This window comes from Phenylobacterium sp. Root1290 (assembly GCF_001425305.1).
Taxonomy (GTDB): Bacteria; Pseudomonadota; Alphaproteobacteria; order Caulobacterales; family Caulobacteraceae; genus Phenylobacterium.
The window spans coordinates 117,447-143,723 of the sequence record NZ_LMEE01000003.1 but is presented as its reverse complement, the minus strand read 5'-3'; the positions used below and the strand labels follow the sequence as shown (position 1 = coordinate 143,723).

The window sequence follows — 26,277 nt, the reverse complement described above, 5'->3', positions numbered from 1 at the left end:
CTATCCTTCGCTTATTCGCGGAGGATTCTCCCCATGACCACTCTCGTTTTCGTCGCCCTGACCCGCAGCGCCCCGGCCGGCGGCTACACCGCTCAGTTTCCCGACCTTCCGGGCCTGACCGTCGACGGCGCCGACATCGCCGCCCTGGTCGTCGCCGCGCGCGAGGCCGTGCAGAAGGAACTGCAGCGGCTGACCGACGAAGGCCTAGACTGGCCCAAACCCGCCGGCATCGAGGCCATCGCCGCCGAGCCGGGCGTCGTGCCGTTCCTTGTCGACGTGGCGGTGGACGACACGCCTGTGCGCGTGAACATCTCCATCGGCGAGCGGCTGCTCAAGCGCATCGACCAGGCCGCCGAAACCCGCGGCATGAGCCGCTCAGGCTTCATCGCCTCGGCCGCTCGCACTGCGCTCGGCGAGAAGATCGGGGCGGGAACCGGCGCGGACTTCGACGCTATCGCCCGCAAGCTTCAGGACGAGTGGTCGGTGCTCGGCCGCAAGATCACCGACAGCCTGGGTCCCGATTCCGCCTTCAACCGCAGCGTCAACGACATCGACGCCAAGGTGACCGAGACCATCCGCAAGACCGCCGAGAACATTTCGGCCGCGATGGCTCGCCGCAAGGAGGCCGAGGCCCGCAAAGACGACGCCAGCCCCGCGGACGCGGCGATCTAGACCGGCATGGCCGCTGGGGTTGTTGCGACCGCGGCGTCGCGTGACGACGTCAAGCTGCGTGAGCTCAAGCGCATGCAGGCCATCGCCACCGGGCTTCTCGTGGCGATGGCGGTCGTGTTCGTGGCCGCCAGCCGAGCCGACGACCACTGGCCCTGGCTCGCCTATGTCCGCGCCTTCGCCGAGGCGGCGATGGTCGGGGCCTGCGCCGACTGGTTCGCGGTCACCGCCATCTTCCGCCGGCCGCTGGGCCTGCCGATCCCGCACACCGGCATCATCCCGCGCAACAAGGACCGGATCGGGGAGGCTTTGGGCGGCTTCATCGCCGACAACTTCCTGACCGTCGACGTCCTGGACAGCCGCCTCAAGCAGATCGAAGTCGCCCGCTGGGGCGGCGAATGGCTGCGCCAGCCGCGCCATGCGCGACGGCTGGCCAAGCGGCTCTCGGGGCTGGTCCCGACCATCCTCAAGGTGCTGCCGCGCGACATGCTGCGCGAGACCGCTGGCTCGGCCGCGCTCGCCGCGCTCCGGGCCGTGCCGGCTGCGCCAACGGCGTCGAAGCTGCTGGCCGCCTTCTGGAACGAGGGCCGGTCCCAGGCCGCCTTCGACTGGGGCCTCGACAAGCTCGCGGCCTATCTCGAGGACAACGAGCAGACCATCCAGGACAAGGTCGAGGCCAAGTCCTGGAAGTGGATGCCCAAGTTCATCGACAAGATGATCGCCCAGAAGGTCACCACCGGCCTTGGCGAACTGCTGATCGAGATGCGCGAGCCCGAGCACCCCTGGCGCCAGGAGCTGAAGGCCTGGATCGAGAGCTTCATCGAGCGGCTGGCCCACGATCCGGACCTGATCGCCAAGGGCGAGGACCTGAAGGCCAAGCTGCTGGCCGATCCCGCCCTGCGCGAACAGGCGGCCGGCGTCTGGCGCGAGATCGAACAGCGCCTGGTCGACGGCGACGGCGCAGGCCTGACCGAGCGACTCGAGCAGATGCTGCTGGCGCTCGGCGAGTGGCTGCATACCGAGGAGACCGCCCAGGCCCGGCTCAACGAATGGGCCCGGATCCTGGCGCGTCAGGTCATCGCCCCGCGCCGTCACGAGATCGGCGGCTTCGTCGCCCAGGTGGTGGCCAGCTGGGACACCAAGGGCGTGGTCGACAAGCTGGAACTGCAGGTCGGCAAGGACCTGCAGTACATCCGAGTGAACGGCACGCTTGTAGGCGGGCTGGTGGGACTGGCGATCTTTTCTGCGAGCCGCGCCTTCGGTCTCTAGTAGCGCCGTTCTCTTTCGCGCGCTTAGATGCGGCGACCACGCGGAGAACTCGACATGGCCCAGTTCAAGGTGACCCCTTTGACCCCGACCATCGGGGCGCTGATCGAAGGCGTCGACCTCGCCCAGCCGGTCAGCAACGATCTGCTGCACGAGATCCGCCAAGCGTTCCTGAAGCACCAGGTGGTGTTCTTCGAGGACCAGCACATCACCCCGGTCCAGCACCGCGACTTCGCTGCGCGGTTCGGGGCGCTGCACACCCATCCGCTCTATCCGGGAGTGCCCGAGGCGCCCGAGTTGTTCATCCTCGACAACCACAAGGACAACCCGACCGACAACGACAGCTGGCACACCGACGTCACCTTCATCGAGACGCCGCCGATGGCCTCGATCCTCTACGCCAAGCTGCTGCCCCCCTCGGGCGGAGACACCATTTGGTCCAGCATGAGGGCTGCCTACGAGGCGCTCTCGCCGGCCTTCCGCGAGTTCCTGTCAGGCCTGGACGCGGTGCACGACTTCTCCCGCGGCTTTCCCCAACGTGGGATCGTGGCGGCGGGCGCTGGCGCAGAGAAGCACGCCAAGGCGGTGGCCGAAAACCCGCCGGTCCTGCACCCCGTCATCCGCACCCATCCGGAGACCGGCGAGGACGGATTGTTCGTCAATTACGGCTTCACCGACCGGATCAAAGGCCTGCGCCGCAAAGAGAGCGACGCGATCCTGAACATGCTGTTCGAGCACATCCAGAAGCCGGAGTTCCTGGTCCGCTGGCGCTGGAGCCCGAACGCCATCGCCTTCTGGGACAACCGTGTCACCCAGCACTATGCGGTGAACGACTACCTGCCCCATCGCCGCATCATGAACCGGGCGACGGTGCTGGGCGACCGCCCCTATCACCGCTCGCGCCTGCCGGCTGGGGTGAAGGCGGCCGCCGAGTAGCCTAGCGCCAGTCCAACAGGCCGAGCTTGCACATCCAGACGACGGACATGCCCAGCAGTTGCTGATGGGCATTCGGGAACGGCGCGATCAGCTCGCGCATGCTCAGCTCGCCCTCGGCGATCAGCCGGGCCAGCATTGCGGCGCTGTCGGCTTGAGACGCGCGCCAGTTGCCCGCGAAGTCGTCGAGGCGGACCGACCTGGTGCGTTCAAGGTCTTCCAGGGTGACGCCCGGCCGCGCCCAGACGCGGGTGTTGGGCGACATCACGGTCGTCGCGAACCTCGCGAACGCGCCGAACGGCTCGGTCTTGGTCGGGTTGCGCCGGTACTTCAGCTCCTCCGGCGCGGCCGCGATGCGGATCGCGTCCAGCTCTCGCAGGAGTTCCTGCAGGCCGGCGACGACCACCTTCCAGTCGAAGGTCTCGCGGATGCGCCGGCGGCCGGCCTCGCGCATCCTGGCCCGCAGGTCCGGCGAGGCGATCAGCTCGGCGATCCGCGCCGCCGCGTCGCCGACATTGATCGCCGTATGCTGCGCGATCGAGCCGACATAGGACTGATAGGTCATCCCCATGTGCAGATGGCGGTTGAGCATGCCCTGGCCAGCCCCTACCGGCCCGCCCAGCGAGCGAACCAGGAACCCGTCGATCCCGTCGCGGACCGTGAAGCGATAGCCGTCCCAGTCGCTGGCCACGACCGGCATCCCAGCCGCCATCGCCTCCAGCGGCGTTATCCCGAAGGTTTCCTGGATGTTGTCCACTAGCGACAGGAATATGTCGCCCGCCGCCCACATCCTGCCGACCAGATCGCTGTCGTTGCCGTTCAGGTAGTGGACGCTGACCGAAGGCGCATAGGCCCGCACGGCCTCCTCGTACATCGCCCGATGGCCGACAGGGTCCGGAAACCAGCCGACCAGCGCGAAGTGCACCTTCACGCCCGTCGCCCGCGCCGCCTCCTCGGCCGCCCGGAACATCGGCTGCGGGAAGGCCTTCTCGAAGAACGACAGCCGCCCGACCCACATCACCACGATGTCGTCGGGCCCAACGCCGAGCTCCTCGCGGGTCGCCGCGCGCACGTCGGGTCGATCGGCCAGCGCCGCGAAGGCTGAGCCCTCTACGCCCAGCGGCAGCAGCGGCAGGTGCGGACGGATCTGCTTGGTCCCGCCATAACGATCGGCGAGATAGCCGGTCCACTCGTCGAACATCTCGGTCAGCGACGCCTGCACGACCGGCGAGGTGCAGATCAACGCGTCCCAGGGCTGCATCGGCGCCACCGCGGACTTGGCGATCATTTCGCGCATGGCGGGCGGCGCCAGGGTGTGGACCATGCCCACGAGGCTGTAGGTGTTCTCCAGGCCTACCTGACGGCGCAGCCAGGCCATGTCGGTCAGTTCCGGCACGCCGCGCACCATGGCCCCGGCGTCCTTGGCCGGCCCCATGTCCAGCAGGTGAGTCGTGGTCACCTGCGGCCGCGCGACCTCACCCGGGGTCAGCCCCATGACCAGGTCCGCTGGAGCGACCTGCGCACCAGTCAGGAAGTCGACGCGATCGACGTCGGCATAGCGCAGCACCGCCTTGAACAGCTCGACGTTGGCGACGTCCTTGCCGAACGGATTGTTCTTCGGCCGCACGCCGGCGGACGGATGATAGAGCGCGATGCTGCGTGCCAAGGCGACGTTCCCCAGTTCGAAGTCGCCGTCTCTACCGCGGCCGAACCCCTCACCGGTGGTCTCGCACAGCCGCCGGCCCGAGCCAAGCTGACTAGGACGGCCTGCTTCGGAAGGTGGTCACCAGCACGTCGCGATAGGCTGGCCGCGCAGGGTCGACGGGCTCAATCGCCGTGACCCCGTGGAACACCCGCCGGTCGTCGATGAACACGGCGTCCAGCGGCTCCAGCAGCGTAAAGCTGCCCAGGGACCTGCCAGCCGGGTCGAAGATGTCGGTGACCCCGGCCGCGACGTTTTCGCGCGCGACCAGCATGACCAGCACCCAGTCGACGCCGTCGCGGTGTGCGCCCTCCGGCGTTGGGCGGCCCGACTCGCCAGCCCTCGCCTCGATTCGGAATTGGTGCATCTCCGTGCGCCAGGGAAAGCCAGGCGCCGGCCCGGCCACGTCGCCGAACACGTCCAGCGACAGATCAATGATCCGGCGGGTCAGCGGCATGTCGCTGACCGCTGCGGTGATCGGTTCGAACCAGCGCTCCACGCCGCCGTTCAGGCTGTTGTAGTCGAGGCTCTGGAAGTGCGGCTGGTGGACCTGTCGGCTGACGGCGCCGGAGGCGGCCTCCAGCGTGGCGTAGCGGCGCCGCCGATAGCGTCCGCCGTCGGCCATGTACTGGTCGACCGCCAGATCGTCCCAGCTCTGCGCATAGGTCGCCCAGTCGGCCAAGGCGGCTTCGCCGATCAGACGGCGCATCTGCGGCCCCCGCACCCGCGCGAACCCGTCCCTGGCCACCTGCAATCTCAAGTCATCAAGCAACGGCGCTTTCCCCTCGGCGCACCGCAGCTATGCCTTTCGCGAGGACATTCAAGACACGCGCGTCGCGCGAGAAAGCAAAGCCCGCCGCGGCGGCGCGCCCGGAACGACGCGAACGTCCGACCCACAGGTTCGTAGTCTCGCGTAATTCTCTTCTAGGTCAGTTGGTTACAACACTCGCGGCGTACCAGAGCCCCCTAACTCACTCAGGGGCAGCCGTCGCGTTTCAGCGTGAACGCGTGCGCGTCAAACATACTGCCGAAGCAACGCTAAGGCTCTGGGCGGGGCTCGAGCATCTGGCCGCTCTGCAAAAGCAGTACGCGGTTCACGCTACCGTCGAAAATCAGTCGGCCGCCGCCCCTCAGCTGCGTTGGCCATGAAGCCAACGCTGTACGCATCTGCCTTCGGTAACCAACATCGGGTTTGCGGTCTTCGGCACGGATTCATCGAAGAGAGCAAGCGCTTCTTCCAGGGCCCCGAGTCGAAAAAGCGTTACGGCCAGCACCGTGAGATTCGGCTTGCTCCACGATCCCGTCGTGCCCCGACCATACCACTTCGAAGCCTCGTCCTCGAGGGATTGAACTCGCTCGAACCACGGGATGCCGTAGACCTGCACAGCTTTAGCTACCTCGGCCGGACCGTTGGGATTATTCTTCCACCAACGATCCCGACCGTCGATCAATGCGCCAATCCGCTGGCCAGACTGCCTGACGCCCAGTTCCTCGTCGCACGCGATCGACCTCATAATCCGTTCGGTTTCGAGGTTCTTTGCAAACAGGTTGACGGTCATGCTCCCGTCTATCCAGCTCTTTTGGAGATTCACCCAGTCCTGGATTTCTCCTCGGAGCCGACGCCAATCCCTCCCTTCGCGTGCAAACCCCAGCGGCTGCAGCGCCCGATCAAGCGCCGTCGTGTAGGATGGGCGGGTCATATGAACGGCTTCGGATTATAGAAGATGGGGCGGGTCTTCACGCCTGTGGGTTCGTACTTCTTGACGGCCCGCGCAGCGGCTGCGCGCCCCGACGGCGTGTTCGGCTTGAGTTCCATCTGGAATGGCTCTGGTTCATTCCCGAACGTCGAACCCGAGGCGGCGTGCGCACATCAGGCCTCAAAATCCTACCGCCTTTCAACGGTATAGTCAGTTCAGGCTCCCACGCCGGCTTCTGCGCCACGCGCTCCCGCAGCGCTGCGTGTGCGCGCCGCCCGGCGCGCGTCGCCTAGTTGTCGCCCACCCGCAGATTAGGGTCGGCCCGCTGAAGCACGAGCGGCGCCCGTTGGGCCACGGCCGGCGCGAGACGCCCCGCGATGTAAGCTGCGCCCTCCAAGCCCATGACAGCCGCTACAGGCGCTAAAGCGGGAACCGCCATCCAAGCGTTCTCCCGGCTGATGGCGCGCTTAGTCTTCTTGAATTCGGCTTGCTGCCGACGGAGTTCGGCGATGTCGGCGTCCGAACCCCAGTACATCCGGTCCGGTAGCGGAACGACAGCGGCATGTTGCCCGGAGGCGGGCTTCGGCGCGACCGCACCGGCGCCGCTGCGGCGGCGTTCCAGTTTCGCTGCTTGATGTGCGTTGTATACGCGCTGTTGCGTGACCAACCTCGCGTAGGGATACGCGTGTGTATCGGGAACGCTGCGGGGTTGATCGCCCCGAGCGTACGAGCCAGTTCCGGCCAAGACCTCTCTCCAATCGCTGGTTTTAGAGTGCCGCGCAGACGTGCGGCATCAGGCGCGCAGCGGCTGAGCCGCTACGATAGGCAGACTTCAGATTCGCGAGCTTCTTGGCGCAGGCTTTATCCGCTCAACGCGGGTGGCGCGGCGCACTGATCGACGCCCCTGCAGCTTCTCACAATCGTGCGCAGTCCTCGGCCGGCTAGACGAGCCTCAGATTGCCTGCGCCAGAAATGTCCGGCAGATCAACGAACTGGCTGACTCTTACAGTCGTGCGGCCGCGCCATCATCAGCCCCTTAGGGCGGCGGGCAGACATAACCGACTGATCTTCTAAAGAAGAAATGGCGCGCCCGGAACGATTCGAACGTCCGACCCTCAGATTCGTAGGCTGCCGCAAGCCTTTGGAAGGTTTCGACTTTTCCGCAAACCCGGCCTGTACGGCCTCGTTGAATTCACTCGCCATTCGCACACGGCTGCAAACTATCATTGGCTGATTTCGCGCCATGGATGACAAGCTGCCGCTCGTCCGCCGCGGCCGTCGAAATGCGCGCTACACGGCGATTTCCAATGACATAATCGATCACCGAACGCTGAGCCCTGACGCTCGGATTGCCTTGATATATCTGCTGTCAAAACCCGACGATTGGCAGCTCCAGATCAATGATATTCGTCGGCTGCTGGGAACGGGCGATCGGCCGTGCGGCAGAAACAAATGCTACGCGGTGATCAAAGAGCTCAAAGCGTCTTCCTACGTCATCGCCGTTGAAGAACTCTGCCACGGGCGGTTTCACCGCCTGACATACTATGTGTTCGACGAGCCGCTCGTAGACCCGGCCGCCTTCAAAGCGGAACTCAGGGGCGAGCGCCCAGCTTGCGAAGCCGCGGCAGCGCAGAGCAAGCCCGGTCCGAACGCACCGCGTCCCGAAAACCGGGAAACGGTGGCGTCACCGCGTCCCCAAATTCGGGATCCCGGAAAGCGGCATCTTACTAAAAATAGAAATATACAAACTACTGAAATCCCCCCCACTCCCCCGAACGGCCGACGCCGCACTGATGAGCGAGCTACCGACGGAAGCGCGGCTTTTTTGGCATTTTGGGGCGATTGGCCCGAGCGCGAACGTCCGCGACAGCGGGATCTAGCTGCAAAGCTGTTTGCTCGCCTCGCTGCGGACGATCAGAAAACGGCGGTGCAATTCGCCGGAGTCTACCGAGCGGGGCGCGGACATACTCGCGAGCCTAAGCTGATGCTTCCCTACCTGCGGCAGCGGCTGTTTGCAGAATTCGCCGGCGCGCCGAACACCGACGGCGGTCGCTTTGTCATCACTCCTGAACGCCCCGAATGGGCCCGCTGGCTGGACCACTTACGGTCACAGCATAGCGCGGCTTTGGTCGATCGGCAGGCGGCGCGCGGGTTGTTCCTAACAACCACCCGTTGGCCGCCGCCCCCGGTCTAGCTGCAGAACCTCAGCAGAGCAGTTTCATCTGACGATCGCGCCCTCTCGGAGTTGTTCGCTGCTTGAAGGTGACGGTCGACTAAGTCGATGTCGAAACGGCCGCTTGGCGCCGCCAACAGCGGACATTGAGACACGGCCGAAAAGCGGTCCTTCACTGCAGCATAACGCAGTGCCAAAAGGCGTTGCGCGCAGGGGCGTCAGGTCCTTGAGCGAACACCGTCCCCCTTGGCGCGGCGCTCGCTCCCATCTAGCGTGAAGGTTGTCGGGAGCGCGTGTTAAGTTGTTTAGAATCACAGCCAGAACTGTCCTTGAACTGGGATCCGAGCTCATCAGCTCGGATATCATCGCGTTCTATGAACTGATTAAGAACGGCTTCGATGCCCGTACCAAGAACGGGGTCGAGGTCCGGTTCGACATCGTCATTCCCAAACATTCAGTGTCGACACTGATCCGCGCGATAACTCGGGGCGGGAAACTTGAGGATCACAAGGCAGCAGTCGAGGAAGAAATTCTTGAGAGCGCCACTGATGTAGCAAAGGCCGGATTCCGCGCGCTCATCGATAAGGCGACGGACCTCGATGAACTGAAGACGGCTCTTCGGCGCGGTCAGCGGCGCTTCAACACCATCCGCGTCAGCGACACCGGCTCGGGGATGTCCGCGGAAGACCTGACGAAGACCTTCCTCGTCATCGGTACGGGTTCGCGCAAGAAAGCTGTCGAGGCCGCGATCGCCGGCGGCGCATCGCGGAGCCCTTTCCTGGGCGAGAAGGGAATCGGGCGGTTATCCGCAATGCGGCTTGGGGACCATCTAAGGGTCGAGACAGCGCGCGCTGAGGATCCTGCGCTTAACCTCCTCACGATCAACTGGAAGGATTTCAACAATGTCGACGCGATGCTGGACGAGATTCCAGTCGCGCCGACCGTCGGCGGACCGAAGCCCACAGCCGCTTGGTCAGGCACGACCATCATCATCGCCGACCTGATGGAGAACTGGACCGAAGCCAGGGTCCGGGAGATGGCGGGGAAGGACTTCGCGAGGCTGACCGACCCGTTCGCGGATGCAGGCGCCCGACCCCGCGTGGCCGTGTTCTGGAATAACGACAACCGCATCGCAATCGCGGCCATGCCAAAGGCGCTGTTGGACGCCGCGCACGCTCGCGTCAGCGGGGTCTATCAGGTCGTCGAGGGAGAGCCGCAGCTGGTGATCACCAGCGAGGCCATTGACCTGGACTTTGAACATCCTCTTGAGAAGGAAGTCATCACTCTGTCGCGCGCCGACCTCGAAGGGTTGGTGATCGGAAAAGACGGGGACATCGACGACGACGCGCTGGAGAGCGTCGGCTCGTTCACTTTCGAAGCGCATTGGTTCAATCGCCGCCGGCTGCTGCGAACGGATACCACTGGCCAATCCATGGCGATCCGAGACGAGCAAGCGCGCTGGTCCGGCATCCTGCTCTTCCGAGATCAGTTCCGCGTATTCCCTTACGGCGACGATGATGACGACTGGTTGGACCTCGACCGTTCAGCGCTTCGCCGGTCGGGGTACACACTCAACAAGACCCAGTTCATCGGCCGCGTGAACATTTCGCGGGTCGGTAACCCTGCCCTCCTCGATCAGACGAACCGAGAAGGTTTGCGCGTGACGCCTGAGCAGCAGGTGATGCTGAAAGTACTTCGATACGCCGTTCAGGACCGCCTCGGCGGGTTCCTGCGGGATGTTGAGCGCCAGTACAAAGGTCAGAAGATCGACCTCTCCGATGCCAAGACCCGCGTGCAGAGTTTGGAAGATCGCGCTAAGGCCGCAATCGCGCGCCTTCGCCGACTGTCGTCGGGAGCCGCGCTCGACGACGTCGAGGACCTGCAGCAGACCCTGGCCGAGTTTTCAGATTTCGCTGCCCGAGCACGCGCGCGGATCGAGCAAGTCGAGCAGGAATCCCGCCAGATGGTCGAGATGGCCGGTGTCGGGCTGATGGTCGAAGTCGTCGCACACGAGCTAGCGCGCGCGACGGAAAACGCCTTGCGCGCTCTCGACGGGCTTAAGGGGAAGGACGTGCCAGATCGGCTGCGCGCACAGTTCGCCACTCTGCACGCCGAGATGAAGAGCGTGAATAAGCGCGTCCGAGTCCTTGACCCGATGAGCGTGTCCGGCCGGCAGCGCACGGAACTGTTCACGCTCGACGAGCTGGTCAAGGACGCCGTCGAGGCTCACCAGACTCAGTTTGCACGCCACCAAATCAAGCCGATCATTTCCCTACCCGATCGCCCGGTAAGGGTTCGGGCGGTGAAAGGCATGATCGTCCAGATCGTCGAGAACTTGATCTCGAACTCGGTCTACTGGCTGGACATTCGCGGCGAGCGCGAGAGCTTCGCTCCAGAAATTCGCATAGCGGTGAGGTCGGACCCGCCGACCCTGGTCTTTGAGGATAACGGAAAAGGGGTCGCGCCTGAGAACCGCGAAACTATCTTCAAATTGTTCTTTTCACTGCGCGACACCAAACGCAGGCGCGGGCTTGGCCTTTTCATCGCCCGTGAAGCGGCCGCACACCATGGGGGGCGTCTGGAGTTGGAGGACCTCAAGGATCCCGCCACAGGACGATTGCACCGTTTCGTCCTTGAGCTCCCGCAGGGCGCGCAGCAGTGAGCCTGGCCGATCTGTTACAAGAGCGCGGCGTTCGTCGCGTCCTGATCGTTGATGACGCATTCGACGAAATTCCGCGCGCGCAGGACGTGGGCGAGGCCAACGAGCAATGGACTGTCTTCGGGGACGACTGGACTGATGCGCTGCGCACCGAGATTGCGGCACTCTACGCTGACGCCAAGGATCGGCGCCTTGACGACCTGGTGGGTGACGATCTCTTCGTCGCAGCCTTGTGGGCGCTTAAGACACAATTCCCCGACCTCCTTGGACCGCTTTTTGAAGCCTATCAGGGCGGGCGCGCCGCTGACGTACGCTATGTCGAAGTAGCGAAAGCCAAGCTGGAGGTCTTGGGCCTCGAGGTCGTCACGGCTGGGCGCGAGTTCACCGCCGCGGCTCAGGACGTCGATCTGATCCTGATCGATTTGTTCTTAGGCCATGGCCAGGGCGATGCTGATCTTGAAGCGTCAAAAACGCTGTTGCGCGACGCGCTTGAGTCCCGCGGTGCGCCAGCGCCTCTGGTTATCCTGATGTCGCGAAGCCCCCGCCTGGCCATGAAGCGGGATGAATTTCGAGACGAGGTCGGCCTCTTGGACTCTGGCTTTCGGATTATCGCCAAGCCCGAGCTGGATACGGGCGCACTGCTCGAACGTCAGATCGAGCGGCTCGCCGAGCACCTCGAAGACACCCAGAAGCTAGCGGGGTTCGTCGATGCGTTGGCGGCTGGCTTAGACAGCGCCGCACGCCGAACGCTCACCCACTTCCGCCGTTTGCGCCTTTCCGACTTAGGCCAGCTGCAAAGGCTGCTGCTTGATACTGAAGGGGAGCCCACCGGCAGTTATCTTGTCGACGTCTTTGATCGTGTGTTTGCCCACGAGCTGGAGGGAGACGGGGGGATCATTGAGGCAGCGAAAGCCCTGAACACCTTCTCCGCGTCGTCGTACCCGCCGCCCCATGTGGCCGGTTCGCCAGACCTGCAGGACCTAGTCGTTCGCACCTTGACTCAAAACGCTGAGCGGCTCGATCTGCCTGGATCAACCGAAGGTCTGGTCACCTTCGGCGATATCCTGTGTCCAGGTGCCCCCGAGTCCCTAGCCGCCTTGAAGGAAAGCTTGCTGGTCGACTTGGCCGCAGACCAGGTTCTTGTCGTCATGACGCCCACCTGCGACCTGCAGCGTGGCGGCGCCCCCCGCATACTATTCATGGTCGGAGACGTGCGCCCCTTCGGACTGAAAGACTGGGCTTACGGGTCTGACGCGCGAACTCCCGTCATCGACATCGATGGCGAGCGGCGCTGGATCAAGTGGCGGACGAAACACATCGACACGGTCTCCTGGGACCAGCTGCAGCAGGCTTTCGACAACGGTCTTCTGCGTATCGCAGCGCGACTGCGTGAGGCGCACGCCCTCGAATTGCAGCAGAAGTTGTTGTCGGGGTTAGGCCGCGTGGGACTGCTGGCGCCCATGCCCGCGTCGTTTTCCGTCGACCTTGAGGTTTTCACGGCGGGCGTCGACACCAAGCCGCAACGCCTTGTGGTCGCTGCATTGGACGAAGGCGCGGTGTGTTTCGTCGGGCGGGACGACAAGGCCAAGCCTGCGATCCGGCTTGTGATGAGCGAGGGCGCTTGGGACGGCGTTGAAGAGGCGCTTGGCGGAGTCGATCCCGCCACGATCCTTCCGGCAGCCAAGGCTGCCTTTGACCACATCCGATCTGAAAACGAGCTTGCTCAGAAGATTGCCAAGGGCCTGAACTTGGACAACGTGGGCCCCAAGTGGGCCCCGATCCTCTCCGTGGCTGAAGGCCTCGGCCTCATGGCCGTGGTGGGTTGGAACCTGCCTGACGTCGAAGCCGTCTTGGCAGGTGCCAACCGCAAGGCGGGCTTATTGATCCACGTGAAGGACAAGGCGGACGAAGACGCTCCGCGTCGCCAGGACGCCGTCCAACGAGGCCTCGTCGTCGCAGACCCGCCCGCCCCGCTCACGGAGGATGAGTTATGACGGCCGCCCCGATCTACTTGGACGGCTTCGCGACTCTGCCTCTAGCTCCCGAAGCACGTGACGCCATGCTCGCCGCCTGGTCGACGCCAGGGAACGCGGGGTCAGCGAACCTGGCGGGCGAGACCGCGGCCGCCACGGTCGCTGCAGGGCGCACCGCCGTCGCCGCTCTGATCGGCGCGGCGCCGTCTGAGGTCGTTTTCACTTCCGGGGCTACTGAGGCGAACAACCTGGCGCTCATCGGCGTTGCGCGGGCTCTCCATGACGCGCAGCCGAACCGTCGGCGGATTGTTATCTCTGCAATCGAACATAAGTCGGTTCTGGAGTCCGCTGCCTCCCTCCAGCGAGCAGGTTTCGAAGTCGTGCTCTCGCCTGTCGATGAAGCGGGGCGACTAGATCTGGTCGCCTTCGGCAACCTCATGGACGGCTCTGTCCTCCTCGCTTCGGTGATGTTGGTGAATAATGAGACCGGCGGCATTCAGCCGGTTCGCGAAGCGGCCGCTCTGGCTCATGCAGCGGACGTGCTCTTCCACTGCGACGCCGCGCAGGCGGCCGGCAAAATCCCCGTGGACGTTGCCGACCTGGATGTCGATTACCTCAGTCTCTCCGCCCACAAGCTATATGGACCCATGGGGGTGGGGGCGCTTTACATCTCGGCCGGCGCGCCCCTTCCCGCGCCACTCATTTTCGGCGGCGGCCAACAAGCTGGCCTACGGCCTGGAACGGAGCCTGTGGCGCTGATCGCAGGTTTTGGTGCGGCTGCTCGACTTGCCGAAAGCCACTTGGCGTCAAGCGAGAGCTACGGCAGAGCTATGGCGACGGCCCTCCACACGGGCCTAAGTCAGCGGCAGCTCAGATCGCGGATAATCACCCACGGCCACCCTGTTGTCCCCGGAAGTTTGGCCCTCTCGCTCCAGAATGTAGATGCGGACGCACTATGCTCGGCGGTGGCCAAGTTCGTGTCAATGTCTACAGGCTCGGCTTGTACGTCGGGACAGTTAAATTCGTCCCACGTACTTCGGGCAATGGGATTAGCTGACATCGACGCTAGGAGCGTCGTTCGCTTATTCTGTCACCGTTACCTAGAATATCATGAGATCGAGCGTGCAGTAGATCTCATCGTCCTTGCAGCGGGCCGCTCCCGGCTTGCTACTGGAGAGGTTCGCCAGTAGGCTGCCCGCCATGAGGCAGGACGCATTCAACACAGATTCGAAGGCGCAATTTGCGGGCCACGAGACCTTTCCACTGCGCCTTCTGTGGCTGAAGAAGGCTTTCGACGCTGTCGACGGCGGCGCGCCGTCTGGAACATTCCAGGAACAAAATGCTATCGCGCGTTTTGGCGTCGGCCGCAACATGGCGGCGTCCATGCGGTATTGGGCTTTGGCCTCGCGCTTCTTCGAAGAGAGCGAACGTCGCATTCAGCCCAGCGCTTTGGGCTCGCTTATCCTGTCAGACAACGGGGCCGATCCCTACCTCGAGCGCGCCGCGACGATCTGGCTTTGTCACTGGCACATCGCCGGTACGCCGGAAATGACCACCACGGCCTACTATGCCTTCAATGTCATGACGGCGATCGAGTTCGACCCAGCAAGTTTAGTCGAAGAGTTGCTCAAGTTAACCAGCGCACGGGGTTGGCGCGCCACCCGTGGGACGCTCAAGCGTGATGTGGAAGTTTTCCTCCGCAGTTACGTCCGGCGGGGCGATGCCTTGAACGAAGACGCGGCTGAGCCTTTATTGGCCGAACTCGGCCTGGTTCGAGAGGCTCGGCTGGGCGGCTGGTATGAGTTCGTGCGCGGCCCCAAGCCCACCCTGCACGATGGTGTATTCGCTTATGCCTTGGCGGAGTTCTGGGAGCGGCTCGGAGGCTCCAGCGCACTATCGGCTGAGCAGGTTTGTTATGCCCCAGGCTCGCCGGGACGCGTGTTCAAGCTTGATGAGGACAGCGTCGTCACTCGTCTGATGCGGCTAGATGACGTCACGGACGGTGCGTGGCGTTGGACTGACACCGCAGGCCTGCGGCAGATCCAGCGGCGGGACGATGTTGTCCCGATGGACCTGATCCAAACAGCCTATGGCGCCACCCCGCCGGTGAACGTGCGCCATGACTAAGCTCGCTGAGACGACTGAGATTGATCGGCGGTTTGCGCGGTCAGCACGCATCGACGCCGACCTGAACGGCACGCCGCCTCTAGTGGGCTACGTTCTTCAAGCCAGCGTCGCCAAGGCGCTGGCGGCCATGGCTGAATCGCAGGTTGACCATCAGCAAGGGGCTTTCACTTGGACTGGCCCGTACGGCGGCGGCAAGTCTAGCGCCGCCCTCTTGGTGGCCAACCTAGTCGCTGGCTCGTCCAAGAATCGCAAGATCGCGCAGGAAATCGTGGGATCGGGTCTGGCCGGCCTCTATCAGCGCGCGTTTCCTGAAGATCACGGCCGCTGGAATGTTGTCGCTGTCACAGGAAGTCGCGTCAGGCTGCGCGATGCCGTCGCCACGGCCGCTGCCGCCACGTACCGCTGGACAACCGCACAGCAGGCGCTTGCTGGGGGCTCTGACATGGCGCTCATCAGCGCCATAAAGCGCGCTGGCGCATCGCGAAGCAGCGGGACGCTCATAATCCTTGATGAGCTTGGCAAGCTGCTTGAGCACGAAGCCCTCGAGGGGGGCGACGTCCATCTTCTGCAGGATTTGGCCGAGCACGCGTCGCGGAGTAAAGGCCGCCTGGTCGTCATCGGAATTCTGCACCAATCCTTCGAGCAATATGCCGCCAGAGCGGCGCGCGACGCTCGCCAGGAATGGGCGAAGGTCCAGGGTCGCTTTCAGGATCTCGCCTTCCTAAGCGGCGCCGATGAGACCATCGCGCTTCTGGGACGCGCGATCACCAGCAAAGCGACGCCACCCGCAGCGGCGACCCGCGCCCAGATTGTAGCCGAAGCCGTCGCTAAGCGACGGCCGACGGAGGTCTCGGTCCTGGCCGAGGCCCTGACGGCAACCTGGCCGTTGAATCCGGTGACGGCGCTCTTGTTGGGTCCGGTCTCACGCGCGCGGTTCGCCCAGAATGAGCGCAGCGTTTTCGGCTTTCTCGGCTCGGCTGAGCCATGGGGCTTCCAGCGATTCCTGCAAGCAACCGACGCGGGCGATCAGACCTACGACCCAGCACAGCTATGGGACTATCTAGCTTCGAACTTCGGCATGGCGCTGGCCAGCGGCCATGACAGCGGGCGATTTAGTCTCGCTTTCGAGGCCATAGAGCGGGCCTCGGCCAAGGGCAACGCCCTGCACGTCGCACTGACGAAGTCGGCCGCTGTGATCGAATTTTTCCGCAACGGCTCTGGCTTGGCGCTCGCTGAGGACTTCCTGGCACAGGCGGTTCCCTTCGCCGACGACCAGGAGCGCGCTACCGCCATATCCGATCTGTTGGATTGGGCGGTTCTCATTCGGCAGCCGCGACTGGGAGGTTATGCACTCTTCGCCGGCAGTGATTTCGATCTTGAGGATGCCATCAGCCGCGAGGTCGCCCAAATAGACATGGGGCAGCTAGACGGCTTGGCGCAAAGGGTTGGCTTCGGCTTTGCCACGGCCAAGCGGCACTATTTCCTTACCGGCGCCCTGCGAACGTTCGAGATTGCGATGCAGGTCGTCAGCCCCGAGGACACTGCCGCGACGCTCGCTGAGCGTCTCGCGAGCCGGCCAAACAAGGGGAGTGGCCTTATTGCCCTGGCCATCGGTGATGGCTCGGTTGAGCAGGCCGACGTGGAAGCGACATGCAAGGGTGCAGCCAAGCTTCTGCAGAAAAACGGCTGCGTAGTGGCGGTCGGCGCCGCCACGGAGGGTTACGCGCTTCGCTCAAGCGCCGCGGAGTTGATGGCGGTCGAGCGCGTTTTCCGTGCGCACCCGCAGCTAGAGGGCGATCGGATCGCCCGTCGTGAGCTGGCCGCGCGGCATTCACAGTGCATCGACCTCCTCCACCGGACGATCGAAGCCTGCCTGGAGAGTGCAAAATGGTGGCTTGCGCCGGAGCCGAGCCGAGCTTGGCGTGAGCCCCTGGCGGTAATCGCGAGCGCCCTGGCCGACGCTGGATATCCGAAGTCGCCCATCCTTAAGAGCGAGCTTCTGCAGCGAGATAGACCGTCGTCGAACTCCATGGCGGCCGTCCGCGAGCTCTGCCACGCGATGGTCGGCCGTCCCCAACACCAAGATCTCGGGATGCAAGGCTATCCTGCGGAGCTCGGCCTCTATCTGACAGTCTTGCGTCCGTTCGGTTTGCATCGCGAGCTGGAAGGCGGCGGTTGGGATTTCTGTGATCCAGACGACAGCCCGCAGGGCCGGTCGCTGTGGCCCGCTTGGGAGGTGCTGGACAGCGAAGGGCCCTTAGGCCTGGGCGCTGTCTTCGCGAAGTGGGCGTCCGCTCCATTTGGTCTCAAGGCCGGCGTTATGCCGGTGCTCGTCATGGCCTACCTGATGGCCAATCGGGACAAGGTCGCAGTCTATGTCGATGGTGTCTTTCAGACGGCCATCGATGATGTCTTGGTGGACAAGCTACTTCAGAGGTCCGGCGACTTCCGCTTGCGGAAGATTGACCGGTCCATTCGTGAGACCACATTCCTCAATGGGCTCGCTGGCTTACTTGGCCTCGCGTCGGGGGAGGCCTCGCTTCCGGTCGCCCAGGCTCTCTTCCAACGGTTCGAAGCACTGCCAACCTACGCGGCCCGCACCAAGAGTGTCAGCGAGGACGCCCAACTAATTAGGTCGACAATTCTCAAGGCGAGCGATCCAGAGGCCCTACTCTTTGACGACCTTCCAGCTGCATTGGGCGATCGGCTTTCACCCGAGCTGGTCGTGGCTGCCCTGACAGAGTGCGAAGGATGCTACCCGCAGCTCTTGGCCGACTTGCGGGCGGCGCTTGCCCGCGCGTTAGGCGTCGAGGTGACGAGTTTCAGCGGCCTTCGCGACCGTGCGGCGACCTTGAAGGACTTGACCAATGACTACACCTTCGAAGCCTTCGCTGATCGTGCCGCTGCCTTGGAAACCGGTGGCGACGTTGAAGGCATCCTCAGCATGCTGCTCCACAAGCCAGCTCATAGCTGGTCTGACCGCGACCGTGCACACGCCCTGACGGAGGTTGCGCGTTACGGCCGGCGATTCCGCGAACTCGAGGCCCTAGCTGTGGTGCGCGATCGCCGCTCGTACACCGAGACCTTGGCGTTGGTGGTAGGCCTCGATCCATCCACCCCACCTCTACTCCGCAGCTTCGTGCTCTCGGACGTTGAAAAGGAGGCCGCCGCAGGCCTCGCGCAACAGGTCCTAAAGGTACTAGGCGAAGAGCCCGAGGGTGGGCGTCTGCGGCTGGCTGCGCTGGCGCGCGCTGTTGCGAGCCTGGCGGCCGACACTGACGTGGAGGCGGCATGACCGAGCGACATATTCTAGGTGTATCGGGCGGCCGCGATAGCGCCGCCTTGGCGGTCTACATGCGGCAGCATTATCCGCATTTGCCTATCGAGTATTTTTTCACCGACACCGGCAAGGAGTTGCCGGAGGTCTACCAGTTCCTCGACAAGCTGGAGGGCTTCCTCGGCCGCCCGATCGAGCGGCTGAACCCTGACCGCGATTTCGATTTTTGGCTTGCGGAATACAGGAACTTTCTACCTTCGCCTCGGACACGCTGGTGCACAAGGCAGCTCAAGCTGCGCCCCTTGGAGCACTGGCTAAAGGCCGACCTAGACGCTGGCGTCACCATCCACTCGTACGTCGCGATCCGCGCTGATGAACCCACCCGCGAAGGATATCAGGCGACACATCCGAACATGCAGGTGCACCTGCCCCTGCGCACGGCCGGCATTGACCGTGCCGGGGTGATTGAGATTCTCCAGCAGGCGGACGTCGGAGAGCCAGAATACTACAGCTGGCGCTCGCGGTCGGGATGCACCTTCTGTTTCTTCCAGCAGAAGATCGAGTGGGTGCGGCTCGCCGAGAACCACCCCGACCGGTACGCCGAAGCCGTGAACTACGAGAAGACGGCGCTTAAGGACGGGTCCCCGTTCACCTGGAGCCAGGGCGAAAGCCTGGTCGAACTGGCAAGCCCAGCGCGGGTCGATCAGATTAAGGCGGATTACGACAAGCGCCGCGAGCGGCTAAAGCGAAGCCGGCGGCTGAACCCGCTATCCGCCCGTTCCGCCGAGACCATCGACGATGTGTACGGCATCGACGAGGCCTCGGGCGGCTGTGTCATCTGCCATAAGTAGACCAACCGCTCAGGCAGCCCCGGTGTCCCCTGCGATAATCGCATCCACTGCGCGATCGATGTCATCGTCGGACAGAAAAGGCGCCTGAGCATAAATGACGGTCGGCTCTCCGCTCAGGCGAGCTGCCAAATGGCCGAGCCCCAAGAGCTGCTCTGCGCCTTTGACCCCAAGCGCGATCTCAGATGTACCCACGCTCGCGACCTTGAGGATCAGTCGATTACCCAGGTTATCGCGCAGCTGCATCGGCATGACGTTGGCGTCGGGCCTCTGGGCCGCAAAGATGAGATGGATGCCCGCGGCTCGCGCCTTAACTCCGAGCCTTGATACGTTTGCCGTCACCGCCGCCTTGTAGTCCTCAGTGAGCATCCACTCAGCGAACTCATCGTGCACCAAGAAGGTCCAAGGCAGCTGGTCGGCCTTGTCGACCTTCTCATTGTACGTGCGAATGTCGCGAGCGCCGCGTTGCCTGAAGAGGTCGTAGCGACGCTCCATTTCCGCAACGACACCTTCCATCACCTCGACCGCGCGAACTTGATCGACAATGACCCCGCCCTGCAGATGAGGCAGACGCTCAACGGCAGCGTAGTCCACGCCCATCTTTGGATCGATGAGATGAATGTGGGTCAGGCGACTAGCATTGGTGGCGGCGATATCCAGTAGCAACGCCTGAATCAGGACGGACTTCCCGCTCCCGGTCGCGCCGGCAATCAGGGTGTGCGGCTCGTGCTGCGTTCCGCCGGCGAAGGGCCCGCCCAGGTTTAGGTAAAGGATGTCCCCGTCTAGTTCCTTCAGGCCCAGTACGAAGGAGGTGTTGACGCCCACGGCGTTACGATTGAACTCGCGCCGGGACCATACATCCCACATGGAGACCGTTTGCCGATGAGGTCGGGCGACCCCCACAACGATCTCACCTGGCAGGGGTGAAATCGATATGAGACGCAGTCCGTGAGTCGTCAGCAAGGCTGACTGCCTCGCCTCGATGTCTTCTACGCGCAGCCGGTCGCTACCCTGGAATCTCACGAGAGCAGCGTTGGGCGTCAAACGACTTCCAACGATCTTGGCCTGCAGGGAATAGCCGAGCAGCGCGCTTCGCAGCTTCTGAGCAGTTGCGTTGAGCCATGCCTGGTCGTCGGCTGTGTCCTCTCTAGCCCGTTCAGCTCTGTCTTGAACGAGGGCGGCCAGAGAGTGTGTTGACGAGGCGACGCCCGCAGCCTTGGCGGCAGGCTCCTCTGGGGGCGGCGCGGCCGGCGAAATGTTCGCAGAGGAGTCTAGCGCCAGAGGATCGGCTTCCGGCAGGGAGGCTGTCGCAACGGCGCCTGAAGAACCGCTTTGGGGCCCCGGCGATGGAAGAGGTTGCACGGTCTCGCCATCCTCGTCACCGCCATCGTCGTCATCCTCCTCATAAATCTGAACGGCAACCGCTTTGGGCAAAGGCGCTTTGGGCTCCAGGTCGATGGCTTTGGTCCAGTCGACGCGGGGCGCGGGGCTTTTGAAAGTGTTCGATTGCCAGGGGTGTTCGCCGCCGAGAGCTTCCCTCTGCGGGCTGAGCGCACTGTTACTCTCATAGGCCTTGATCAGGGCCCTTAGTCCTTCGCGGGTGAAGGTCTCCTGCAACGCCCCTGAGATATCCGCGATGGGCTCCTGCTCACCCGCGCTGCTGGCGTCGCTGGCAGGGCCTGAGATGAAGATGTGGGAATAACCGCGAAGATCAATCGGCACGCTTCCGTGACGGATTCCGTCGCGGACGCGCTCTAGAAGGGTCGAGTGGCCAAGAGCAGCAGTGCCATCGAGCAAAAGGTCGGCAATGCGAGAGAGCCACAGGTCCCGGTCCAGCCGGCCAGGGTCTCCGAACAGCGCGTCGTCCATTCGCGTCACAGTCTGGCGCAGCTGCTGGCGCGACTTCCGGCTCGCTTCGGCCAAACCTGAAGCGTCAACGTATTTCGCTTCCGTGACGACGGCGCGCAGATGTTCGGTGCCCAAGGCATCCACGCCAACGCTGAGCGCCAAGATGTCGGCCAGCCCTTCTTCACGCTGCCCCAGCCACTCCGCGTAGTCGTCGAGGAGGAACCAAGCCACCGCGGCGCCAGAGCCGAGCTCCTCGGCAACGAGCGCGCGGCTGAGCACCAGCCCGATCAGTTCGCCGGCTGATACGCCGCGCTTAGCCGCGCGTAGGACTATGTCACCGGAAATTGCGTTGGCATCGCCAATCATGCGGCGAGCCAAGTCCGACAGCCGTTCGTCAGACAGGCCCAAATTCAGTTCGGCCAGCCTACGGCGGACGAGGACGTGCAGCAGCCGAAGCTCGGAAGTTGAGGACACCACCATATTGCGGCCGTGCGTCCGCTGGCGGCGGTAACGAATGACGTTGATGCCCTGCGCCGCGAGTTGACGCTTGTCGAGCAGGTCATCGTAAGTCGCCACCCACTCCGCCATCAAGTGCACCTCGTCGAACATCGACTTCAAGCCGTGGTCCTGGAACGAGATCTGGCGCGCGGGCAGATAGTGCTCCTGATCGCCATGGGATTGTCGGCGGATGACGCCGGCAACGGCGTCCACATACGCCCACCCGGCATCAGGTTGACGTGGACAGGTGAGGTAGCTTGTCGCCTTCAACTCATCTTCGGCTGTCACCCGCCGATAAGACCATCGTGAAGGTACGTGCTCCAGCAACGCCGGGTTCTTGTCGGCTGCCGGCACGGGGAACCAATGTTCCTTCGCCTGCCGTGATACGACATCGTGCAGGAAGGCAACGTCGATCTGGCGACCGTTAGGGTCTTTCGGTCCGGCGCTGCCGTCCAGCATCACGCCGATGCGCAGCTTGGACATGAAGTTGCGGGACGTCTCGCTGACCACGATGGCGTCCGGATCGCCCTCCGATTTTTCCAACAACTCCGAATAGACCTGGGCCAGGCGGTTGCGATCGCGATGCCTCACGAGGACGTTGCAGTGCATCTCGTCTTCGTCCTGGACCGTACTGAGCACATTGACCGCGGCGAGCGGCAACCCGGCGGCGTCGCAGTTGTAAAGCATGATACTAAGGTTGGCGCCTTCGTGGGGCTGAAGGTCGAGGTAGCGCTCAAGCAACCCTCGGATTTGCCGCGCGGCCTCTTGAGGGTCGACGTCCGTCCCGGCCTCAGCCGGATCGCGCACAGGGCGCTCGAAGAGAGAGTAGTCGTTGACCGTGCCGGTTTCCGCAAGCAGCACAGGTTCCGACCCGTCGTACCCGACCGCGATTTCCGGGTAGAGCGGGTGACTAAGCTCGTCGCGGAGATCAGAGAAGAAGAGCCGCGAGTCGCCGAAATTGACGTCGTTGTCCGACAATAAATAATCGACCAAACCCGCGACCGACCGCATCTTGATGGCGGTCGCCGCCAGGCGCATCGGATGCCATGGCGCGACGATCGCCGATGGTCCGGCTCCCGTGATCTGCACGGTTCCAAGGCCAAGGACCGGCTCCCAGAGTTCCTGGCGATTTATGTCGCCTGGCGCATGGGTCGCCAGTGCGCGAAGGATGCCGCCATATGCCTCCGCTTGTTTAAGCAGGATCGCGTCGGCGTAGCCCGTGCCAGACCATGCCTGAACGCCCTGCGCATAGGTCTCGGTGAACGCCTGCCAAGCGTTAGAGAGTTCGTCGGCGGCGTTCTGGTCGAGCCGGCTAGATGCCCTCGCCTCCTTCAGCTTGCGCGGAAAAAGCTTCGCAACATCGTCGCCGACATTGGTTCTGGGAACCAGTGAGCCTGCGTCTTGGCCAAATGCTGGCTGCAGCGTGCCAACATCGGTCAGCGATACCGACTGCAACGCTCCCTTGCGGCTCACCGGCAGGCGAGCAACGCTTGTTCTTCGCAGGGGACGCTCAAGAAGACGACGTGCGTCTTTGGAAAGCTCAGCGCCGATCGCATTGGGCTGGCCGGCCCAGACCAACTGGACGACGGCGCGTTCAGCGGCCGCGCCAAGACCGACGACGAGCTCGACATCGAATTTAATCTGCAAGCTCGCGCGTGAAACGGACTCGTTCCGCCGATATTTTTTTCGCTTCTTCGCGCGCTCGAGGAGTGCCTCGTACTCGAAAATGTAGGGCGCATCCCACTTCACTGCGTCGCCCATGAGCGCTGGCAGGCCTCGATACCGGAGCCCAAAAGCCAATCCGATATCCGCGTTCATGTCGAGCCATTGGCTGCGAGAACGGCGCGCCGATCTGATCGTGAGCGTCCGTGGTCCGCCAGCGGCGTTCACCTGACCAAATAGGCGTTCAACGACCAAAAGGAGCCCGGTGAGGAAGTCCGTGCATTCAATCGGCCGGCCGAATATGAAGCGCTCCCACTTAGCGCGCAGGGGCTTATCCTGGGCGAGATCATCTCTGTGGGTTTCGAAGAATTCCCGATCGTCGTCCCGGGTTTCTTTCAGCGAGCGGCTCTTCAAGGCCTTGAGATAGTCTTCGTCGGAGTCGCTCAAGCGCCCTGGCAGCTCGAATTCGAAGAAGTTGATTGTGTCTTCGGCGAGGGTCGTCTTCTTCAGCTTCAACCCGGAGAAGAGGAGGAGGACATTGTCCGCCTCCCATTCAAACTGCGCCACGGCCTCAGCCGCTGCACTCCAGCCCGGTGGAGTGCCGATGAACTCCTCAATGGCGTCATGCGCTCCGGGGACGATATCTTCGCGCGACTGCTCGAACTGAGCCTGCAGCTCATCGGGCTCGATGACCTGGCGATTCGGCCGCATCTTCGACATCAGCGGCTTGCGGTCCGAGATCAGCTTGTCGAAGAGCTTCTTCCACCGCCGGGGCTGCTCGAGGTCCCTGTCCTTGATGCCGATGAAGTAGCCGCTGTCACGGGGCAGATGGAGCGCTGGAAGGGCCCAGCCCAAAGCTTCCTGGACGGGCTTCGATTCGTCAGCGATGCGCTCGCGCACCAGGGCGACGAAGTTTGAGATCTGGTGCAACGTCCAGTCATCGGCCGCATGGAGGCCAGCCAACGCAGCCCGCCAGGCTTCCAGCTGACCATCGGGAAGACCTAGACCCGCACTGGCGGCCTCCACCCAGGGCGCAACATCTTCCGTGAGCTGCTTCGCCCCGATGAGGGTGACGTCCTGCAGCGACGCACCTTGATCGTCGTCCGTGTTGGCGAGGAGGAGCGCCGGCTTGTCGCATTCGGCGTTGCGGATGGCGACAGTTCGGTCATCCGTCACGACGTCTTCAGGCAAACCGCGTCCGTCGACGAGGTCGCGAGGGATTGCGATCTTCAACTGCGCGCTGATCCCCGGTGCCTTCAGCAGGGCCTCAGTGATCGCTGCGACCTGTTCGCCGGTAAGGCGGTCGAGCAGATAGCGCGCGACGCCGTCGTCGGACGTCAAGGCTGCAAGTCGTTGCTGAATCGACGTCGCGCCGGCAGCTCCGATGAGATCAGCGGGTTTCATGCAACGTTCCCGCGCTGGAAGGGATTTTCGACGTATGCGCAGGAGTCTGAAAGGCGCTTGAGAAGCCCTAGGCTTGCCAAGCGCTCCTCGAGCCGGCGGGCGTTATCCGAGAAGTCCTCTTGGTCGGCGTCGCCATTATCCACGAAGCCTTTCGCCTGGTGGTCGCCGATAATCAGCCCATAGCGTTCGGCGAGCGCGGCGAGGAAGTCTTTGAACTCCATGCGCTTGGGGACGCAAGCGACGACCAAGGTCTTGAGCAGCCGGTCCGTTGGGGCGTAGCGAACGCGGCGGCTTGAGCGTCGAGACGACAGCCCTATCGCCCGCGACCAGGTCATATGGACCTTGCCGACGTGCTGTTTGTGACGAGTCGCGGCTCTCTCGACGAGCTTGTTGATCAATTGGTCCGGCGGGATAGCGCGTTCGTCTTCGTCATCTGGATCTGGCCAGTCGAATTTGCGCTTCAGGAGCTCGGTGACCTCGATGCCCGCGTCGTCCGAACCCACGGCCGCATGCCACTCAGCCGTCTCCGTTGTGGCGCGGATGAAGCGTTCCATGGCCTGCTGAGGCAGGGCGTTGTTGGTCTGATAGGAGTCGGCCGAGAGGTCTCGGACCACGGATTTCTTTGGCGAGACGATCTCGCACACCATGGTAGCTCGCGCGCGACCCAAGACTTCGCTCGCTCTTTCAAGCTGGTACAGAATTAGGTTTAGCCCCGTCACCGCGACCAGGTGAGGGATCGCGTCGTACGCGGGGATCGGCAACGAGAGGATCGCCAACCAGTCGTCGGCCAGACGGTCGAAGCTCGGATGCGATGACACCGGCAGGAAGGCGCCGCCGCGTTCCGCCTTTGCATGCTGTGCCTCGCCTTGCAGGGCCTGGACCATGCCGTCGTAGGGAGCGGGATTCTCAAGAAACTGGCCGACAAGAAGCTCGCGGAGCTGATCGACCCGCTGGCTACGGCAGAGCATGAGGTAGAGGATCTCGCCCGTCCGGGCAAAGAAGCGGCGGTCGGTTGTCACCCCGCCGTTGGCTTTCACATTTACGTCTTCGTAGAGGCCGCTCGGGCCGAACGGAAAGACGAACTTCGAACTCCAGCGCTTGTTGCTATCGCCTTCGATCGCGGAGCCCTGGAGGAATTTGATCACCGCGGAGAAGTCACGGAAGGTTTCAAACCGCTCCCGTAGATAGGCGAAGTCGGGATTTTCGAGTCCGCCGGCGCTCTGCGCCATCTTCTCCAGCCAGGATGACCAGGCCAGCTCATCGGGGCGGTCCTCAGCGAGGACCGTCATAATGTGGGGGTTGTTGAACACGAGGTTTCGGAGCCGCAGTTGCGTCTGCGGCCGATAGCTCAGGCTGTTCAACTCCACTTCCCGCAGCGCCCGGCCGGCCACCTTCTCCGCCAACAGCACATTCAAGAATTCTAGGAAGGTGAGCCAAGGCGACTGCTCATCATGGAGTCGGTGGCCCCAGATCGCCTCGTCGACCCAGATTTCGGGGCCGGACCGTTCTTCGAAATGCGTCGGCCTTGCAAGAACCTCCAT

Annotated in this window: 16 protein-coding genes; 10 read left to right on the top strand and 6 right to left on the bottom strand. The window is 63.5% G+C overall.

Going from position 1 to position 26,277, the window contains the following annotated elements; translation table 11 throughout:
* The first annotated feature begins 33 nt into the window (after nt 1–33).
* Genes ASC79_RS15380 through tauD form a run of 3 tightly spaced genes read left to right on the top strand, consistent with a single transcriptional unit; the run spans nt 34 to nt 2,871 of the window.
* Complete coding sequence (locus tag ASC79_RS15380) at nt 34–672, top strand: type II toxin-antitoxin system HicB family antitoxin (RefSeq protein WP_056022666.1); 639 nt, start codon at nt 34–36, stop codon at nt 670–672.
* 6 nt (nt 673–678) lie between these two features.
* Nucleotides 679–1,938 carry a DUF445 domain-containing protein gene (locus tag ASC79_RS15375; protein WP_056022669.1) on the top strand — a complete coding sequence of 420 codons (1,260 nt, stop codon included), beginning with the start codon at nt 679–681 and terminating at the stop codon, nt 1,936–1,938.
* Nucleotides 1,939–1,992: 54 nt separating this feature from the next.
* Complete coding sequence (tauD, locus tag ASC79_RS15370; protein WP_056022672.1) at nt 1,993–2,871, top strand: taurine dioxygenase; 879 nt, start codon at nt 1,993–1,995, stop codon at nt 2,869–2,871.
* A gap of 1 nt (nt 2,872) precedes the next feature.
* Here tauD and ASC79_RS21545 read toward each other — a convergent pair whose 3' ends face one another.
* The 4 genes from ASC79_RS21545 to ASC79_RS21160 form a co-directional block, all read right to left on the bottom strand.
* Nucleotides 2,873–4,534, bottom strand: coding sequence for a glycosyltransferase family 4 protein (locus tag ASC79_RS21545; RefSeq protein WP_056022676.1), 1,662 nt, complete (start codon nt 4,532–4,534; stop codon nt 2,873–2,875).
* Nucleotides 4,535–4,625: 91 nt separating this feature from the next.
* Nucleotides 4,626–5,279 carry a 2OG-Fe dioxygenase family protein gene (locus ASC79_RS15360; RefSeq protein ID WP_082532222.1) on the bottom strand — a complete coding sequence of 218 codons (654 nt, stop codon included), beginning with the start codon at nt 5,277–5,279 and terminating at the stop codon, nt 4,626–4,628.
* A 421-nt stretch (nt 5,280–5,700) separates the two neighbouring features.
* Entirely contained in the window at nt 5,701–6,270 is a 570-nt protein-coding gene (locus ASC79_RS15355) for a DUF4304 domain-containing protein (protein ID WP_056022681.1), read from the bottom strand.
* Nucleotides 6,271–6,556: 286 nt separating this feature from the next.
* Nucleotides 6,557–7,012: a hypothetical protein gene (locus ASC79_RS21160; RefSeq protein WP_156378395.1), complete on the bottom strand. Its 456-nt coding sequence runs from the start codon at nt 7,010–7,012 to the stop codon at nt 6,557–6,559.
* Nucleotides 7,013–7,510: 498 nt separating this feature from the next.
* On the opposite strand from ASC79_RS21160, the gene ASC79_RS21155 reads away from it, so the two are divergent.
* The 7 genes from ASC79_RS21155 (at nt 7,511) to ASC79_RS15320 (ending at nt 19,327) form a co-directional block, all read left to right on the top strand.
* Nucleotides 7,511–8,461 (top strand): hypothetical protein, encoded by a 951-nt coding sequence (locus tag ASC79_RS21155; protein ID WP_156378396.1) that lies wholly within the window; start codon nt 7,511–7,513, stop codon nt 8,459–8,461.
* A 280-nt stretch (nt 8,462–8,741) separates the two neighbouring features.
* Nucleotides 8,742–11,102 (top strand): ATP-binding protein, encoded by a 2,361-nt coding sequence (locus ASC79_RS15345; RefSeq protein ID WP_056022686.1) that lies wholly within the window; start codon nt 8,742–8,744, stop codon nt 11,100–11,102.
* Nucleotides 11,099–13,093 carry a hypothetical protein gene (locus ASC79_RS15340; RefSeq protein ID WP_056022689.1) on the top strand — a complete coding sequence of 665 codons (1,995 nt, stop codon included), beginning with the start codon at nt 11,099–11,101 and terminating at the stop codon, nt 13,091–13,093. The genes ASC79_RS15345 and ASC79_RS15340 overlap by 4 nt, the downstream gene beginning before the upstream one ends.
* Entirely contained in the window at nt 13,090–14,262 is a 1,173-nt protein-coding gene (locus ASC79_RS15335; protein ID WP_056022691.1) for a cysteine desulfurase family protein, read from the top strand. The genes ASC79_RS15340 and ASC79_RS15335 overlap by 4 nt, the downstream gene beginning before the upstream one ends.
* 10 nt (nt 14,263–14,272) lie before the next feature.
* Nucleotides 14,273–15,199, top strand: coding sequence for a DUF4007 family protein (locus tag ASC79_RS15330; protein ID WP_056022694.1), 927 nt, complete (start codon nt 14,273–14,275; stop codon nt 15,197–15,199).
* Nucleotides 15,192–18,494, top strand: coding sequence for a hypothetical protein (locus ASC79_RS15325; protein WP_056022697.1), 3,303 nt, complete (start codon nt 15,192–15,194; stop codon nt 18,492–18,494). The genes ASC79_RS15330 and ASC79_RS15325 overlap by 8 nt, the downstream gene beginning before the upstream one ends.
* On the top strand, nt 18,491–19,327 hold the full coding sequence (locus tag ASC79_RS15320; RefSeq protein WP_056022704.1) for a phosphoadenosine phosphosulfate reductase family protein: 837 nt from the start codon (nt 18,491–18,493) through the stop codon (nt 19,325–19,327). Before ASC79_RS15325 ends, ASC79_RS15320 begins: the two co-directional genes overlap by 4 nt.
* A gap of 9 nt (nt 19,328–19,336) precedes the next feature.
* On the opposite strand, the gene ASC79_RS15315 is transcribed toward ASC79_RS15320, so the two are convergent.
* Together ASC79_RS15315 and ASC79_RS15310 are read right to left on the bottom strand one after the other, a co-directional pair.
* Complete coding sequence (locus tag ASC79_RS15315) at nt 19,337–24,736, bottom strand: FtsK/SpoIIIE domain-containing protein (RefSeq protein ID WP_056022706.1); 5,400 nt, start codon at nt 24,734–24,736, stop codon at nt 19,337–19,339.
* On the bottom strand, nt 24,733–26,277 hold the full coding sequence (locus ASC79_RS15310) for a hypothetical protein (RefSeq protein ID WP_056022709.1): 1,545 nt from the start codon (nt 26,275–26,277) through the stop codon (nt 24,733–24,735). Before ASC79_RS15310 ends, ASC79_RS15315 begins: the two co-directional genes overlap by 4 nt.

What these genes read in the sequence shown, in the direction of transcription:
- ASC79_RS15380 (WP_056022666.1), top strand. Translation starts at nt 34, where the DNA reads ATGACCACTCTCGTTTTCGTCGCCCTGACCCGCAGCGCCCCGGCCGGC.
- ASC79_RS15375 (WP_056022669.1), top strand. Translation starts at nt 679, where the DNA reads ATGGCCGCTGGGGTTGTTGCGACCGCGGCGTCGCGTGACGACGTCAAG.
- tauD (WP_056022672.1), top strand. Translation starts at nt 1,993, where the DNA reads ATGGCCCAGTTCAAGGTGACCCCTTTGACCCCGACCATCGGGGCGCTG.
- ASC79_RS15360 (WP_082532222.1), bottom strand. Translation starts at nt 5,279, where the DNA reads ATGCGCCGTCTGATCGGCGAAGCCGCCTTGGCCGACTGGGCGACCTAT.
- ASC79_RS15355 (WP_056022681.1), bottom strand. Translation starts at nt 6,270, where the DNA reads ATGACCCGCCCATCCTACACGACGGCGCTTGATCGGGCGCTGCAGCCG.
- ASC79_RS21155 (WP_156378396.1), top strand. Translation starts at nt 7,511, where the DNA reads ATGGATGACAAGCTGCCGCTCGTCCGCCGCGGCCGTCGAAATGCGCGC.
- ASC79_RS15335 (WP_056022691.1), top strand. Translation starts at nt 13,090, where the DNA reads ATGACGGCCGCCCCGATCTACTTGGACGGCTTCGCGACTCTGCCTCTA.
- ASC79_RS15330 (WP_056022694.1), top strand. Translation starts at nt 14,273, where the DNA reads ATGAGGCAGGACGCATTCAACACAGATTCGAAGGCGCAATTTGCGGGC.
- ASC79_RS15325 (WP_056022697.1), top strand. Translation starts at nt 15,192, where the DNA reads ATGACTAAGCTCGCTGAGACGACTGAGATTGATCGGCGGTTTGCGCGG.
- ASC79_RS15320 (WP_056022704.1), top strand. Translation starts at nt 18,491, where the DNA reads ATGACCGAGCGACATATTCTAGGTGTATCGGGCGGCCGCGATAGCGCC.
- ASC79_RS15315 (WP_056022706.1), bottom strand. Translation starts at nt 24,736, where the DNA reads ATGAAACCCGCTGATCTCATCGGAGCTGCCGGCGCGACGTCGATTCAG.
- ASC79_RS15310 (WP_056022709.1), bottom strand. Translation starts at nt 26,277, where the DNA reads ATGGAGGTTCTTGCAAGGCCGACGCATTTCGAAGAACGGTCCGGCCCC.